Source organism: Chitinophaga sp. 05T412, from assembly GCF_056396465.1.
The window spans coordinates 187,360-201,606 of the sequence record NZ_JBFTLN010000004.1 but is presented as its reverse complement, the minus strand read 5'-3'; the positions used below and the strand labels follow the sequence as shown (position 1 = coordinate 201,606).

The following is a 14,247-nucleotide window of genomic DNA, read 5'->3' as shown; positions in this document are numbered from 1 at the left end:
GATGGCAATAGGCTATTAGCTCGATATTAGAATGAAGTTAAAACAAAATTAGAATTTACGGTTATGGGGAAAAAAAATATTAAAAGTGGTCCCCTGGCCTAGCACGCTGCTCACTGTAATGGCTGCCTTATGCAGTTGTATTATCTTTTGAGTCATCGATAAGCCAATACCGTATCCTTCAAAAGTGTGGGCGTTATCGGCGCGGTACAATGGCATAAATATTTTTTCCAGGTCGGTACCGGCAATACCAATGCCGTGGTCGCTGATAGACAGCGTCATACCTGATTTACTATACATCAGATGGCAATTAACGTCCCGGTTATACGAAAACTTAAATGCGTTTCTGACAATATTCTGCAACGCCAGCATCAGCAGCGACCTGTTTCCGCGGATACATAACCAGGCAGCATCTTCGGGCATATTACTGAGCTTTACATGCAGGCGCCCGCAGGGCGTTTTGTGCCGCCAGAATTCCTGTATTTCCCACAGCAATTCATCGAGGCGAATCATTTCTGTATTGGCATCAGTGAGTACGGCATCTACGCGTGTTAGCTGTAAGAGCCCGTCAGTAATAATCTTCAGCTTTTCCGACTCTCCCAGCAACGAGCCCAGTGTTTGTATGTATTCTTCCTGGCTCCGTTCTTTCTGAAGCGTCACTTCTATTTCCCCGATGAGAGTAGTTAACGGGGTACGGAGTTCATGAGACGCATTGGATACGAAAGAGCGCTGCATATCAAATGCCTGCTCCATATGTTGTAATAAGCTGTTAAAGTTAGTGGCCAGCTCATCTATCTCGTCTTTATTACGCCCTTGCTGTACCCGCATGTGCAGGTTATTGGAGCGGATATTTTTCACCTGCCGGTTAATACTTTTAATCGGTTCCAATGCCCGGGTGGCATACCACTGCCCCATCACAAAGGTGATCAGCAAGGCGATAAAAAACATAATGATCAATATCCACATCAGGAATTGCAGTTGTTGTACCCCCATGGTATTACGGGCTGTAACAATCACCACAAAGTTGCCCTGGTTATCCGGATAATAGATCCCCAGGCCGGCTTCATCCTGGAATCGGAACCGGTAAACTTCCCGGTGGCGGACGGTTTCCAGCATAGACACCGGCCAGTTATATTTTATTTTTTCTATGAAAACAGGCTGGTTGGTAGAATCATAAATATTACTTGATTCATCGGGTATCCGTTCCCGGTAGCTTTTCTCTATTTCCAGGAATTTTTTCTTGGTCAGCTCATCTTTTTCCAAATATACCTGGGCGGTAACAAGTGCGCGCATCTGCAACAGTTTATAAAAACTGTTCTGTACATATTGGGCAGATAACAAGTATATTAAAACAAAAACGATGGTCAGTATAATACCCGAAATGAGTGTAAACTGGAGCGATAAACGATGACGTATTTTCATGTAGCTGTTAGCTTTAAGCTGTTAGCTGTTAGGGACTACTTTTTGTTGAAAGACTAAAAGCTAATAGCTAACGGCTTATTTCTGTTTCATTACATACCCCATGCCTACTACGGTGTGTATCAGCTTTTCTCCGGCAAATCCTTTTTCTATTTTATTCCGGAGATAATTTACATACACGTCGATGGTATTGGTACCGGTATCAAACTCCAGTCCCCACACGGCTTCAGAAATGAGTGCGCGGGACAATACTTTACCGGTGTTTCTGAGTAGTAATTCCAGCAGGGCGTATTCTTTTGCGGTAAGGGTAATTTCCTGTCCGTCCCGGTTAGCCGTTTTGGTGTTGGTATTGAGTTGGAGGTCAGCAAACGTAAGGACAGCCTGCTGCTGATGGAACTGGCTTTTCCGGCGGGAAAGCGCGTTGATGCGGGCTACCAGTTCAGAGAAATGAAAAGGTTTGGCCAGATAATCATCGGCGCCGGCATTGAGTCCGTCAACAATATCCTGGGTAGCATTCAGGGCGGTTAACATGAGTATGGGAGAACTGACTTCCAGGGTACGCAGATTTTTGCAGAGGGTAATCCCGTTAATCCCTGGTAACATAATGTCGAGCAGAATCAGGTCATAATCATGCTCCAGCGCAGCCTGTTGTCCGGCAATCCCATCAGCATATACATCCACCTGGTGGTGGTGTTCTTCCAATCCTCTTTTTATAAAGGCCCCCACTTTGGTTTCATCTTCTATCACCAATATTTTCATAGATAATAATTAATATCAATAACCATTGCAAAAGTAGGATTGTTTACACCCGCGCTCATTAAAGCCGCATTAAAATCGGAAGCAGTATGGACAATTTCCTAATATCTGTTAGCTTTGCGTCAACCTAAACCGGCAACAGGATTATGTATTTACCCATTTTAAGTACCGGCGAACTGGTATTACGACCTATAGACGAAAAAGATACCGCTGCATTATTCCATCATTTTTCCAATGATGCGGTCACTAAGTACATGGACATTGACTCCTTTTCCAATATCAGCGAGGCCACCCAGATTATTCAGTTCTTCCGGAAAAGCCTGGCAGAGGAAGAAGGTATGCGTTGGGCCATTACCATTGCCGGACAGGATGAGCTGATAGGTACCTGTGGCTATCATAAAATCAATAAACCCCATTTCAAGGCAGAAATCGGCTATGATTTGTATCCAACGCACTGGGGCAAAGGTATTATGAAAGAGGCGGTGGGTGCGATGTTAGATTATGGTTTCAACGAACTGCAGTTTAACCGCATTGAGGCATTTATCGACCCGGCAAACATTGCATCCGGCAAACTGTTGACTAATCTGGCTTTTCGCTATGAAGGTTTTTTAAGAGATGCCTTTTTTGAGAAGGGAAAATTTGTGGATGCGGAATTATACAGTCTTTTAAGACGTGAACATACCCGGGAGTCTATTTATTAATTGATATATACTATGAGTTTGGAATTCAGGCATGCTACCCTCGATGATTTGCCGAGGATTGTGGAAATTTATAATAGTACAGTAGCTGGCAGAATGGTGACCGCAGATACCAATCCGGTGACGGTAGAAAGCCGCCTGCCCTGGTTTAACGTGCATAACACCACTCATCGTCCATTGTGGATGGTTAACCTGGACGGACAAAATATGGGATGGATGAGTTTTCAGTCGTTCTATGGCCGGCCGGCCTACGATGGTACCGTGGAAGTGAGTATTTACCTGGATGAGTCGGCCCGTGGCAAGGGTTTAGGCAAACAGATACTTCGCCATGCCATTGCTGTGGCCCCTGAATTTGGTGTACAAACGCTACTGGGCATTATTTTCGCGCATAACCTCCCCAGCCTGAAACTCTTTATGGATATCGGTTTTAAAGAATGGGCCCATTTGCCGGAGATTGCCGTATTGGATGGTGTGGAGAGAAGTGTGAAGATACTGGGGTATAAAATCGTATAGGCGTTCGGGACACTACTACAGAAAGGATTCAGTTTCGGTTTTTACTTTCGACCTTCTAAATAGGATACTATGTGGTGGATGTACGCTTTATTATCAGCCGCTTTTGCTGCGCTCACGGCTATTTTTGCCAAAATAGGGGTGGCAGATATTCCTTCCAACCTGGCTACGGCCATCAGAACCGTGATTATACTGGTCATGGCCTGGGCAATTGTATTGGCCAGAGGGGAATTTAAAAGTATGGGAGCTATTTCCAAACACAGTATGTTATTCCTGGTACTGTCTGGGCTGGCGACGGGTTGCTCCTGGATTTTTTATTTCAAGGCATTGCAGGTGGGAAAGGTATCGCAGGTGGCCCCGGTAGATAAACTGAGTGTAGCGCTGACCATTATTATGGCAGCTGTTTTTCTGCACGAGGCGCTTACCTGGAAAACAGCGATTGGTGCAGGGCTCATTATAGCCGGCACATTGGTGTTGATCCTGAAATAAAAGGAAATTTTACTCTGCTTCGATTTTATATACGCAGCGGCGGGCGCCGTTGATGATATGTTCCATGCGGGACACATTCATTTTCTCTCCGAGTATGCTCACAAATGTTCTCATTTCGGAGGTACATATATTATCACATTCCGAAGCAGCACAGCAGATAGGGCAGTGATTTTCTATAAAGAAGTAGGTATCTCCTTCTTTTTTCCATTCTGCCAGGTAGCCTTCTCCTGAGCGGATGGCTGCAAAGGACGTTAAGCGGTTTTCGATGCCGTTGACGCCTTCCAGGGCGGTGCTGTATTTTTCGAGTTGTTTTTTCTCCCGGGCGTTAACGACGTTATCCAATGCTTCTTTACCCAATACCGTTTTAATGGTTTGTATCAGTTGCAGGCTTAGTTCGGTATGTGTGTCGGGAAAGCGGGCGTTGCCTAATGGGGTGAGGCTCCATATTAATACGGGGCGGCCTACACCTCGGGAGATACTTTCAGATTGGGCTAATCCTTCTTCTGCCAGCTTGAGCAGTTGCAGGCGGGCGCCCTCTCCGGTGATACCCAATTCGCTGGCCAGTTCGGCTGCAGACAAGGGTCCCCGGGTCTTGAGCAATGTCAAAAACCGTTCGGCAGCGTTCTTGGTTCGGATTGGATAATTTTCCAAGTTATTACTTGTTTTATTATCAAATATCGTATTTTTGTGAAAGCTAAAAAAAAGATTTTGGGGTTTTGATGATTGTGAGCCGTAAGACATCAACACTTAATCTCATAATCAATTAATTCTCTAAATATTAAATATTAATGAACGTACTGATATTTAATGGAGCCATTGATGATCGTCCCTATGCTACGTCTAACCAACTGGCAGTATATCTGACAGAGCAACTACAGGAGAAAGGATTTTCCCCAGAGATATTCAGCCTGGGTAATACCGAGATTCCTTTTTTCTCTCAAGAGGCAGCCGGACAAAAGCCCCCGGCAGTAGATGCGATGTGTCAGGCGTTTTGCAAGGCAGATTTACATATATGGATGACTCCGCTATATCATGGTAGTATGACCGGCGCCATGAAAAATTGCCTGGACTGGCTGGAGATGACGAGCAAGAACCAACGTCCTTATTTAACAGGAAAGGTTGTAGCTTTGCTGTCCTGGGCGGATGGCACACAGGCCATGCAGGGTATAAATGCGATGGATGCAGTGGCGAAGGCGTTGAGGGCATGGGTATTACCTTACTCCCTCCCTATTATAAAGGACAACCTGTACGACCCACAAACCCGCGCGTTCACTGCGTTTTATAAAAACAAACTGGATACGATGGTGCAATTACTATGTGCGGCAAAATCGCATGTGGTGGCAGGTATTGAAGGATAAATCGAGAAACACACCGGCTTGCCGGTGATAGCAAATTAAAACAATTCTGAGTATGATAACCGTTTCAGAAAAAGCAGGAGTATATATCAAAGCATTGATGGAGAAAGAACATCATGCACCAGGCACCTTTGTACGTGTTGGCGTAAAAGGTGGTGGCTGCTCAGGCCTCGAATATGTGCTGAAATTTGAAGCAACAGAAGAAGAAGGCGACCAGGTATTTGAAGATAAGGGTATAAAAGTAGTAGTACAGATGAAAAGCCTGTTATACCTGTATGGTACAGAACTGGACTTTTCAGATGGACTCAATGGCAAAGGCCTTTTCTTTAATAATCCTAATGCAACCAGAACCTGTAGCTGCGGCGAGAGCTTCGGGGTATAAATTTTAAACTTGTATGATCAACAGTAACGAAATAATTGATGATATAGCCAATAAGGAGTATGAGTTTGGCTTTAGCACCGATATTGAAATGGATATGGCTCCTCCGGGGCTGAATGAAGATATCATCCGTTTTATTTCGGCGAAGAAGAATGAACCTGAATGGCTACTCGAATGGCGCCTGAAGGGATTTGCCGCATTTAAGAAAATGGAATTCCCCAAATGGCAGCACTTTGAAATGCCGCAGCTGGATCTGCAGGCGCTTTCCTATTATGCCGCCCCGAAGAAAAAAGTACAGCTCAACAGCCTGGACGAAGTAGATCCTGAGCTGCTGGCCACTTTCGAAAAACTGGGTATTCCCCTGAACGAACAGAAAGCACTGACTGGTGTAGCCGTAGACGCCGTATTCGACAGCGTTTCCGTTGCTACCACCTTCAAAGGCAAACTGAAAGAAATGGGCGTGATCTTCTGCTCTTTCGGTGAAGCCGTACAGGAACACCCTGAACTGGTAAAAAAATACCTGGGCAGCGTAGTTCCCCATACAGATAATATCTTCGCTGCCCTCAACGCTGCCGTATTCTCTGATGGTTCCTTTGTATACATTCCGAAAGGCGTACGTTGCCCGATGGAACTGAGCACCTACTTCCGTATCAATGCACAGAACACCGGACAATTTGAACGTACCCTGATCATTGCAGACGACAACAGCTATGTTAGTTACCTGGAAGGTTGTACAGCCCCTATGCGTGATGAAAATCAACTGCATGCGGCGGTAGTGGAACTGATAGCCATGGAACAGGCTGAAATAAAATATTCTACCGTACAAAACTGGTATCCCGGTGATAAAGACGGTAAAGGCGGTATCTACAACTTCGTGACCAAAAGAGGTATCTGTAAAGGTACTTCCAGCAAAATATCCTGGACACAGGTAGAAACCGGTTCTGCTATTACCTGGAAATATCCGAGCGTAATTCTGCAGGGCGATTATTCTGAAGGCGAATTCTATTCCGTAGCAGTAGTCCGTAACAAACAGATTGCTGACACCGGTACCAAAATTCACCATATCGGAAAAAGTACCAAGAGCCGTATCATCTCCAAAGGTATTTCTGCCGGCCGTGGCGACAATAGCTACCGTGGCCTGGTATCCGTAGGTCCGCGTGCTGACAATGCACGTAACTTCACCCAGTGCGACTCCCTGCTGATCGGCAACCAATGCGGATCACACACATTCCCTTATATTGAATCCAGGAACAAAACTGCGATGATCGAACACGAAGCTACCACTTCCAAGATCGGAGAAGACCAGATCTTCTACCTGAATCAACGTGGTATCGACAGCGAGAAAGCAGTAGCCCTGATCGTAAACGGTTATGTGAAAGAAGTACTGAACCAGCTGCCCATGGAGTTTGCCGTGGAAGCACAGAAATTATTATCTATTACACTTGAAGGAAGCGTTGGATAATTCATTATTCAACTAATACATACAGAACGAAAAAAACAATCATGCTGACGATTAAAAATCTGCACGCAGAAGTAGAAGGGAAGAAAATTCTGAAAGGCATCAATCTCGAAATAAACAAAGGAGAAATGCATGCTATTATGGGACCTAACGGTTCCGGCAAAAGCTCACTGGCTTCTGTCCTGGCGGGTCGTGATAACTATACCGTTACCGAAGGTGAAGTATGGTTCAATGGCAAAAATCTGCTGGACATGGCTCCGGAAGATCGCGCCCGTGAAGGTGTATTCCTTGCTTTTCAATACCCTGTAGAAATTCCAGGTGTGTCTAACCTCAACTTCCTCAAAACCGCACTGAATGAAATCAGAGCGTATAAAGGCCTTCCTGCCCTGGAAGCGAGAGAGTTCCTGAAGCTGACCAAAGAGAAACAACAACTGGTAGATTTCCACTCCAACCTGATGAACCGTTCCCTGAACGAAGGCTTCAGCGGTGGTGAAAAGAAACGTAACGAAATATTCCAACTGGCTATGCTGGACCCACAGCTGGCTATCCTGGATGAAACAGATTCCGGATTAGATATCGATGCCCTCCGTATTGTTTCCAATGGTGTAAACAAATTACGTGATGCAGAAAAATCTTTCGTAGTGATTACCCACTACCAACGCCTGTTGGAGTATATCATACCTGACTTTGTACATGTACTGTACAATGGCCGTATCATTAAAACCGGTACCAAAGAACTGGCACTGGAACTCGAAGAAAGAGGATACGACTGGCTGAAAGAGGAATTACATTTGAAAGAATCTGTATAAGAAGAATTACAAATTACACATTACAAATTACGGTTCTTCGGGTAAATCTCCCCACAACTCCGTAATTCGTAATTCATAATTCGTAATTCATAATTTGGATATAAATTATGATAAGCAATATGATATTGCCATTTTACCAGGCGTTAACGGAAGATGTACAGGCATTGTCGGCACAGGTTTCGGCCCCCGCCGCGGCTGGACTGAACGATATTCGCCGCAAAGCGCTGGAGCGCTTTACAGCAATCGGACTTCCTTCGCTGAAAACGGAAGCATGGCGCTACACCAATATTCAGCGCTATCTGAAAGAGTTTCCTTACGAACTGCTGACCACTGCTACCCCGGTTTCCGCTACTATAGCAGCAAGCAAAGCAATTCCTGAACTGGATTGCTATCGTGTGGTACTGGTAAATGGTCACCTGCAGGCAGATCAATCTACCCTGCCCGAAGGCAAAGGCATCACCATTGGCGCAATGAGTGCACATACTACTGCTCCAGGTTTTACCAATTACTTCAATCAACAACCACACCTGGCAGGTGAATCCCTGGCCCAGTTAAATACTGCCCTCTTTGCAGATGGCCTGTATCTGGAACTGGCGGCCAACACCGTGCTGGACAAACCCATACATGTAGTACACGTATACTCTTCTACTGCACACGCTTTCATTCAACCCCGCCATTTATGGGTGCTGAACAGAAGCGCTGCCGCTACCATTATTGAGAGCTCTGTTCACCCGGAAACCGCTACCGTGGCTTTCGCTAACAGCGTACTGGAAACCGTGGTAATGGAAAATGCAGAACTGTGGCACTACAATGTACAACAGGGAGAAGAAAGCTTCCGTGAAGTACATACCACCGCTACTCAACAGTATAAAGACAGCCGTTACCATCATTTTAATTTCACCCTGCCCAACACCCCGTTCACCCGTAACAACCTGAGCGTGGCACTGAATGGCAGTCATACCGAAACTAATCTGAACGGTTTATATATTGCCAACAAACACCAGCATGTAGATAACCATACTTTCATGGATCACATCATGCCGGATTGTAACAGTAATGAGCTGTACAAAGGTGTACTGCTGGATGATGCCAATGGCGTATTCACCGGTAAAATCCTGGTACATCAGGAAGCGCAGAAAACCAATGCATTCCAGCAAAACAATAACCTGTTGCTGGGCAACAAAGCAGATATTAACTCACAGCCACAGCTGGAAATATATGCCGATGATGTAAAATGCAGCCATGGCTTTACTGCCGGTCAGTTCAGTGAAGAGTCCATGTTCTACCTGCGCTCCCGTGGCATAGGTGAAGATGCGGCCAAAGCACTGATGGTAAATGCCTTCTCTCACGACATCACAGATGCCATCAAGGTACCAGCCCTGCAACATCACCTGCAGGAGCAGATTGCGGAGATCATGAATAACTAAACGAACCATGGAACATATTGCTAACATAGTAACCGCCGGCCTGGATATTGCGCAGATCAGAAAGGACTTCCCTATCCTGCAGCAACAGGTACATGGCAAACCGCTGGTATACTTCGATAACGGAGCTACCACGCAGAAGCCGCAGGTAGTAATAGCAGCGGAAGCCCGCTATTACGAAGAATATAACAGCAATGTGCACCGCGGTGTACACCACCTCAGCCAGGTGGCCACCAATGCATACGAAAAAGCCCGTATCACCGTAGCTGGCTATATCAACGCAGCAGATCCGCACGAAGTCATCTTCACCAAAGGCACTACAGACAGCATCAACCTGGTAGCCAATACCCTGGGACGCCGTTTCCTGAAGGCCGGCGACAGCGTGATCATTTCTGCCATGGAACACCATAGTAATATTGTGCCCTGGCAAATTGCCTGCGAAGAAAGCGGCGCTACCCTGAAGGTCATTCCTATCAATGAGCGCGGCGAACTGCTGATGGATGCCTACGAAGCGATGCTGGATGATACGGTGAAAATAGTAGCCGTTACCTACGTATCCAATACCATGGGTACTATCAACCCGGTACAGGATATCATCACGCTGGCGCATGCACGAAATATACCGGTATTACTGGATGCCGCACAGGCCATTCAACATATCACTATTGATGTACAGGCCCTGGACGTAGATTTCCTGGCATTTTCCGGCCATAAAATTTATGCGCCTACTGGTACTGGTGTGCTGTATGGCAAAAAAGAATGGCTGAACAAACTACCCCCTTATCAGGGTGGTGGTGATATGATCAAGACCGTTACTTTCGAAAAAACAATCTATAACGAACTACCGTATAAATTCGAGGCCGGTACCCCTAACATTGCGGGCGCTATTGCCCTGGGGACTGCTATCGAATATTTACAACAGGTAGGTATTGAGAAAATCCAGCAGCGGGAAGAAGAACTGATGACTTACGCCATGCAGGAACTCCGTCAGATCGATGGTATCCGCTTTATCGGCGATGCTACCCACAGAAGTGGCGCGATCTCCTTCCTGGTACATAATATCCACCCGTTTGATATGGGTGAACTGCTGGACCAGCAAGGTATTGCCGTGAGAACGGGTCACCACTGCACCGAACCACTGATGGATTGGTTTAAGATCCCAGGTACGGTTCGCGCGTCCCTCTCTTTCTACAATACACGGGAAGAAATAGACAAACTGGTAGCCGGTATTAAAAGAGCCGCTGCCATGCTGTTGTAAACAGGTGAATATGACGATTCAGGAAATACAGGAAGAAATAATATCCGACTTTTCGGTGATGGGTAGCTGGGAAGATAAATATGAATATATTATCCAGCTCGGCAAAGAACTACCCCTCATTGCAGAAGAATTTAAAACACCTGACAACCTGATTAAAGGCTGTCAGTCGCGCGTGTGGCTGCATACAGAGCTGAAAGACGGGAAACTGTTTTTTACCGGCGACAGTGATGCCGTAATTACCAAAGGACTGGTGAGCCTGATGATATACGTATTGTCTGGCCACACACCACAGGATATTGCCGCAGCAAACATTCATTTCATTGATGCCATTGGTTTAAGCAGTCATCTCTCCCCTACCCGTTCTAATGGGTTGCTGAGTATGCTCAAACAAATGAAGTTATACGCTATCGCTTATCAGGCAAAAATTAACCAGCAATGAACGACGAAGCAACATTAAGAGAACTGATAGAAGCACAGCTCAGGACAGTATATGATCCGGAAATTCCGGTGAATATTATGGAATTAGGGCTGGTATACGCCATCAAGATCAAGGAAAATAACCGGATTGGGATTGATATGACGCTGACCGCGCCTGGTTGCCCCGTAGCCGGAGATATTATCCGCGAAGTAGATGAAAAGGTAAGAAATATTGAAGGGGTGTCTGATGTAGATGTACACCTGACCTTTGATCCACCATGGACCAAAGACATGATGAGTGAAGAAGCAAAGCTGGAACTGGGCTTTATGTAAGCCGCCAAAAATATCATATAATTGAACCAAATACCAAATACACTGCGTAGTGTTATTTGATATTTGGTTTTTTATGTTATGGAATTATTTACTTTGTGCCTTAAATCGTTTATCCATTGAACCTATCCGACGAACAAGTGCTTGCAATGGCGCCTGATGACTCCTCCCGTAAATCAGGGAAAGACCTGGCCAACCCGGCCAAATGGGTCAGTAGAGGCGTTGGCGATAATGCGTTGTGGGGAGAATGCCAGGGTAGCGGCAGCAAACCATACCAGACACAAATAGACACCGGCAATATGGCATTCAAATGCAGTTGCCCCAGTCGTAAATTTCCTTGTAAACATGGACTGGGACTACTGTTGCAGTATTCCCGGCAACCTGATTCCTTTGCCACCACCACGCCACCCGCCTGGGTGAGTGAGTGGCTGGCCAAACGTGCAGAACGGGAAGAAAAGAAAGCCGTAGCTGCCAGCTCACCTGAAAAACAGGTGGACACCGCTGCACAGGCAAAACGCCAACAGGCCCGCCAACAAAAAGTAGCCGATGGTACCGCAGAACTACTGCGCTGGATAAAAGACCTGATACGTAATGGGATCATGGACCTACCTGAAAAAGACGCCGCCTTCTTCGAAAATATGGAACGCCGCATGGTAGATGCCCAGGCCGGAGGATTAGCCGGTATGATGCGGGAACTCGCTGATATCAGCTATTTCCACGAAGGCTGGCAAACCGTTTTCATGAACCAGCTGCTGCGTATTTACCTCGTCATCCAGGGCTATCAACACCTTGATCAGCTGCCTCCCCTCCTGCAACAGGATATACGCAGCCTGATCGGCTTTGCGCAATCCCAGGAAGAACTGAAAGAACAAACCGGTATCACCGATACCTGGCGCGTACTGGGTAAACAAACCTCCGAAGAAGACCGGCTTACCGTAGAACGGTATTGGCTATACGGCATTCACACCCAACGCCGGGCACTCATCCTGCAGTTTTTTGTACGCGGACAAAGCACCATTGCACAACCGCTCACACCCGGCAGTACCATACAGGCGGAACTGGTGTACTACCCTTCTGCTGCGCCACTACGGGCTATCATTAAGCAACAGATGACCGTACCACCGGATCATACCTTCAGTGGTTTTTCCGGATGGGAAGAAGTAGTCGCGGCTCAAAGCGATATCGCAGCGGCATTACCCGTGTATAACGATCAGGTATATACGATTGCAACCCTGACGCCGGTGTGGCACCAGGAACAATGGTGGTTACAAGATAGCCGCCAACAGCTGATGCCGGTAAAAAAAGGCTTTTCGCATATCTGGAAGCTCCTCGCTTTCAGCGGTGGCGCCCCGTTACATATGGCGGTTACCGGCAGGGAAATGCAATATGAACCCATCGGCGTATGGCATGAACACGAATACAAAATATTATAATGGAGCGCTGGAATCAAATCATCAATACCGCCCTGCTGGGTACTGCTAAAAAGCAGGCCGACGCACAAGGACTTCAGGGACCGCTACAGGCGGCAGCGGCCACTGTTTTAAGTAATACCGCCACTGATAAAGAAGAACAGTTTCTGCAACTGGCGGCAGTGGTGTACAACTACCGGCAGTCCGGTACACAGCCGGTAACGACTGCCGTGCCCCCTCTCGCTGTTTGCCCCGCTGAAACCAAGGCTTATTGTCCTCCGGCTGCTATCCGGGCATTGCAGCCGGTACTGGAAACAGACAGCATACAACTATTACAGCTCTGGCTGGAATACTGCACCCAACGCCATTTTATTTTGCCGCCGGCGCAGTTACCCGTGATGCTGGACAAAGCCTGGCGCAATAAATCACTGCGTGCACTCACGGCCGCGGCAGGCGGATACCGGGCCGAATGGCTGGGACAATTTAACCCCGACTGGAACTTCTCCCGCGTGGCAGAAACACTGGAAGACAGATGGGAAAACGGGGCTACTGCGCAACGGGTGGAAGCCCTGCAGGAATTACGTGCAACCGATCCCGTTATGGCACGCACCTGGTTACAGCAAAGTTGGCCCAAAGAAAGCGCCACCGTGAAAGCGGAGCTGCTGACCGTTTTAGAACAACCGCCACAGGAAAGCGACCTGGAATGGCTGGAGTCTTTGCTCACAGAAAAGAGCAAAACGGTGAAGGAAATCCTGCTCCGGCTGTTGAAAAAACTGCCGGGCTCCTCTATCCATGAATTATACTGGCAGGTGCTTGCCGGCGCTGTACAGCCCCAATGGGATGGGCACATCGTAGTGGCTTTGCCAGAATTGACAGATGAACGCATCTTTCAGAGTGGCATCGAAAAACTCAGCAACAGTAAGAGTGTGTCCGACGAAACGCACATACTGTATCAGCTGATCAGCGCAGTACATCCGGCCCGCTGGGAAACGCATTTCAGCCGCACGCCGGCAGAAGTGATCCGCTTGTTTTTACAGTATGAAACGCTGCAGCCCTTTGTGCCGGCGTTGGTACAAGCCATCACCTGGTTTGAGGCAAAGGAATGGGCTACTGCGTTTATGGAACACAGCGAAACCTTTTATATAGATATCATTCCGATGCTGCCTACGGCGCAACAGCAACAGCTTAGCGAGCATCATTTTGTGGAGCATCCGGAAGCCATCATCAAATATGCCGGCCTTAACCAGGCAGAATGGAGCGTTGCCCTGTGTACCCGGATATTACGTTATGCGGCTTCACAACCTTATACTTACAACCAGTTGTACATGAACAATGTGATACGCCAGATACCCGTTGCCATCGCGGCTACGCTGGATGATATTGTGCCAACGGAATCTTACCATGTAGGCTACTGGAATAATATAAAAGTGCACCTGGGCAAGCTGATACAAGCTAAAAGCCTGCTCCCCGGATGCTTTCATAAATAACGTTCAAACAATATTAACCGCCGAAGCTGTTACTTCAAGCTAACTGCTAAA

The 14,247-nt window shown here is 47.0% G+C and carries 16 protein-coding genes; 13 read left to right on the top strand and 3 right to left on the bottom strand.

What is annotated here, in order from left to right:
- Positions 1-48: 48 nt before the first annotated feature.
- The gene (locus AC1DFM_RS11140) at positions 49-1,419 is read right to left on the bottom strand and encodes a sensor histidine kinase (RefSeq protein ID WP_477076800.1); all 1,371 of its coding nucleotides are present in this window, start codon (positions 1,417-1,419) and stop codon (positions 49-51) included.
- A gap of 75 nt (positions 1,420-1,494) precedes the next feature.
- Complete coding sequence (locus tag AC1DFM_RS11135; protein WP_477076799.1) at positions 1,495-2,175, bottom strand: response regulator transcription factor; 681 nt, start codon at positions 2,173-2,175, stop codon at positions 1,495-1,497.
- 143 nt (positions 2,176-2,318) lie between these two features.
- Here AC1DFM_RS11135 and AC1DFM_RS11130 point away from each other — a divergent pair, with 143 nt between their 5' ends.
- The 3 genes from AC1DFM_RS11130 to AC1DFM_RS11120 all read left to right on the top strand — a co-directional run bounded on the left by AC1DFM_RS11130 (position 2,319) and on the right by AC1DFM_RS11120 (position 3,869).
- Positions 2,319-2,873 (top strand): GNAT family N-acetyltransferase, encoded by a 555-nt coding sequence (locus AC1DFM_RS11130; protein ID WP_477076798.1) that lies wholly within the window; start codon positions 2,319-2,321, stop codon positions 2,871-2,873.
- 12 nt (positions 2,874-2,885) lie between these two features.
- The gene (locus tag AC1DFM_RS11125) at positions 2,886-3,383 is read left to right on the top strand and encodes an N-acetyltransferase family protein (protein WP_477076797.1); all 498 of its coding nucleotides are present in this window, start codon (positions 2,886-2,888) and stop codon (positions 3,381-3,383) included.
- 69 nt (positions 3,384-3,452) lie between these two features.
- Positions 3,453-3,869, top strand: a complete 417-nt coding sequence (locus AC1DFM_RS11120) for an EamA family transporter (RefSeq protein WP_477076796.1) — start codon at positions 3,453-3,455, stop codon at positions 3,867-3,869.
- Positions 3,870-3,878: 9 nt separating this feature from the next.
- On the opposite strand, the gene AC1DFM_RS11115 is transcribed toward AC1DFM_RS11120, so the two are convergent.
- Positions 3,879-4,520: a helix-turn-helix transcriptional regulator gene (locus AC1DFM_RS11115; protein ID WP_477076795.1), complete on the bottom strand. Its 642-nt coding sequence runs from the start codon at positions 4,518-4,520 to the stop codon at positions 3,879-3,881.
- Between the two features lie 137 nt (positions 4,521-4,657).
- Between AC1DFM_RS11115 and AC1DFM_RS11110 the strand changes: the two genes are divergently transcribed.
- From AC1DFM_RS11110 to AC1DFM_RS11065, 10 genes are all read left to right on the top strand, one after another.
- On the top strand, positions 4,658-5,227 hold the full coding sequence (locus tag AC1DFM_RS11110) for an NADPH-dependent FMN reductase (RefSeq protein ID WP_477076794.1): 570 nt from the start codon (positions 4,658-4,660) through the stop codon (positions 5,225-5,227).
- 52 nt (positions 5,228-5,279) lie between these two features.
- On the top strand, positions 5,280-5,606 hold the full coding sequence (locus AC1DFM_RS11105) for a HesB/IscA family protein (RefSeq protein ID WP_477076793.1): 327 nt from the start codon (positions 5,280-5,282) through the stop codon (positions 5,604-5,606).
- A 13-nt stretch (positions 5,607-5,619) separates the two neighbouring features.
- Positions 5,620-7,065, top strand: coding sequence for a Fe-S cluster assembly protein SufB (gene sufB, locus AC1DFM_RS11100; RefSeq protein WP_477076792.1), 1,446 nt, complete (start codon positions 5,620-5,622; stop codon positions 7,063-7,065).
- Positions 7,066-7,106: 41 nt separating this feature from the next.
- On the top strand, positions 7,107-7,871 hold the full coding sequence (sufC, locus tag AC1DFM_RS11095) for a Fe-S cluster assembly ATPase SufC (protein ID WP_142685371.1): 765 nt from the start codon (positions 7,107-7,109) through the stop codon (positions 7,869-7,871).
- 119 nt (positions 7,872-7,990) lie between these two features.
- Positions 7,991-9,298: a Fe-S cluster assembly protein SufD gene (gene sufD, locus AC1DFM_RS11090; RefSeq protein ID WP_477076791.1), complete on the top strand. Its 1,308-nt coding sequence runs from the start codon at positions 7,991-7,993 to the stop codon at positions 9,296-9,298.
- A 7-nt stretch (positions 9,299-9,305) separates the two neighbouring features.
- Entirely contained in the window at positions 9,306-10,553 is a 1,248-nt protein-coding gene (locus tag AC1DFM_RS11085) for an aminotransferase class V-fold PLP-dependent enzyme (RefSeq protein ID WP_477076790.1), read from the top strand.
- A 10-nt stretch (positions 10,554-10,563) separates the two neighbouring features.
- Positions 10,564-10,992 carry a SufE family protein gene (locus tag AC1DFM_RS11080; protein WP_477076789.1) on the top strand — a complete coding sequence of 143 codons (429 nt, stop codon included), beginning with the start codon at positions 10,564-10,566 and terminating at the stop codon, positions 10,990-10,992.
- Positions 10,989-11,303 (top strand): iron-sulfur cluster assembly protein, encoded by a 315-nt coding sequence (locus tag AC1DFM_RS11075; RefSeq protein WP_291921355.1) that lies wholly within the window; start codon positions 10,989-10,991, stop codon positions 11,301-11,303. The genes AC1DFM_RS11080 and AC1DFM_RS11075 overlap by 4 nt, the downstream gene beginning before the upstream one ends.
- 116 nt (positions 11,304-11,419) lie before the next feature.
- Positions 11,420-12,733, top strand: coding sequence for an SWIM zinc finger family protein (locus AC1DFM_RS11070; RefSeq protein WP_477076788.1), 1,314 nt, complete (start codon positions 11,420-11,422; stop codon positions 12,731-12,733).
- Complete coding sequence (locus AC1DFM_RS11065; RefSeq protein WP_477076787.1) at positions 12,733-14,196, top strand: DUF5691 domain-containing protein; 1,464 nt, start codon at positions 12,733-12,735, stop codon at positions 14,194-14,196. Before AC1DFM_RS11070 ends, AC1DFM_RS11065 begins: the two co-directional genes overlap by 1 nt.
- Positions 14,197-14,247: the final 51 nt, after the last annotated feature.

Excerpts from the sequence above, each read along its gene's own strand:
- AC1DFM_RS11085 (WP_477076790.1), top strand. The coding sequence starts at position 9,306 with ATGGAACATATTGCTAACATAGTAACCGCCGGCCTGGATATTGCGCAG.
- sufB (WP_477076792.1), top strand. The coding sequence starts at position 5,620 with ATGATCAACAGTAACGAAATAATTGATGATATAGCCAATAAGGAGTAT.
- AC1DFM_RS11075 (WP_291921355.1), top strand. The coding sequence starts at position 10,989 with ATGAACGACGAAGCAACATTAAGAGAACTGATAGAAGCACAGCTCAGG.
- AC1DFM_RS11110 (WP_477076794.1), top strand. The coding sequence starts at position 4,658 with ATGAACGTACTGATATTTAATGGAGCCATTGATGATCGTCCCTATGCT.
- AC1DFM_RS11080 (WP_477076789.1), top strand. The coding sequence starts at position 10,564 with ATGACGATTCAGGAAATACAGGAAGAAATAATATCCGACTTTTCGGTG.
- AC1DFM_RS11135 (WP_477076799.1), bottom strand. The coding sequence starts at position 2,175 with ATGAAAATATTGGTGATAGAAGATGAAACCAAAGTGGGGGCCTTTATA.
- AC1DFM_RS11140 (WP_477076800.1), bottom strand. The coding sequence starts at position 1,419 with ATGAAAATACGTCATCGTTTATCGCTCCAGTTTACACTCATTTCGGGT.
- sufD (WP_477076791.1), top strand. The coding sequence starts at position 7,991 with ATGATATTGCCATTTTACCAGGCGTTAACGGAAGATGTACAGGCATTG.
- AC1DFM_RS11065 (WP_477076787.1), top strand. The coding sequence starts at position 12,733 with ATGGAGCGCTGGAATCAAATCATCAATACCGCCCTGCTGGGTACTGCT.
- AC1DFM_RS11120 (WP_477076796.1), top strand. The coding sequence starts at position 3,453 with ATGTGGTGGATGTACGCTTTATTATCAGCCGCTTTTGCTGCGCTCACG.
- AC1DFM_RS11105 (WP_477076793.1), top strand. The coding sequence starts at position 5,280 with ATGATAACCGTTTCAGAAAAAGCAGGAGTATATATCAAAGCATTGATG.
- sufC (WP_142685371.1), top strand. The coding sequence starts at position 7,107 with ATGCTGACGATTAAAAATCTGCACGCAGAAGTAGAAGGGAAGAAAATT.
- AC1DFM_RS11130 (WP_477076798.1), top strand. The coding sequence starts at position 2,319 with ATGTATTTACCCATTTTAAGTACCGGCGAACTGGTATTACGACCTATA.
- AC1DFM_RS11125 (WP_477076797.1), top strand. The coding sequence starts at position 2,886 with ATGAGTTTGGAATTCAGGCATGCTACCCTCGATGATTTGCCGAGGATT.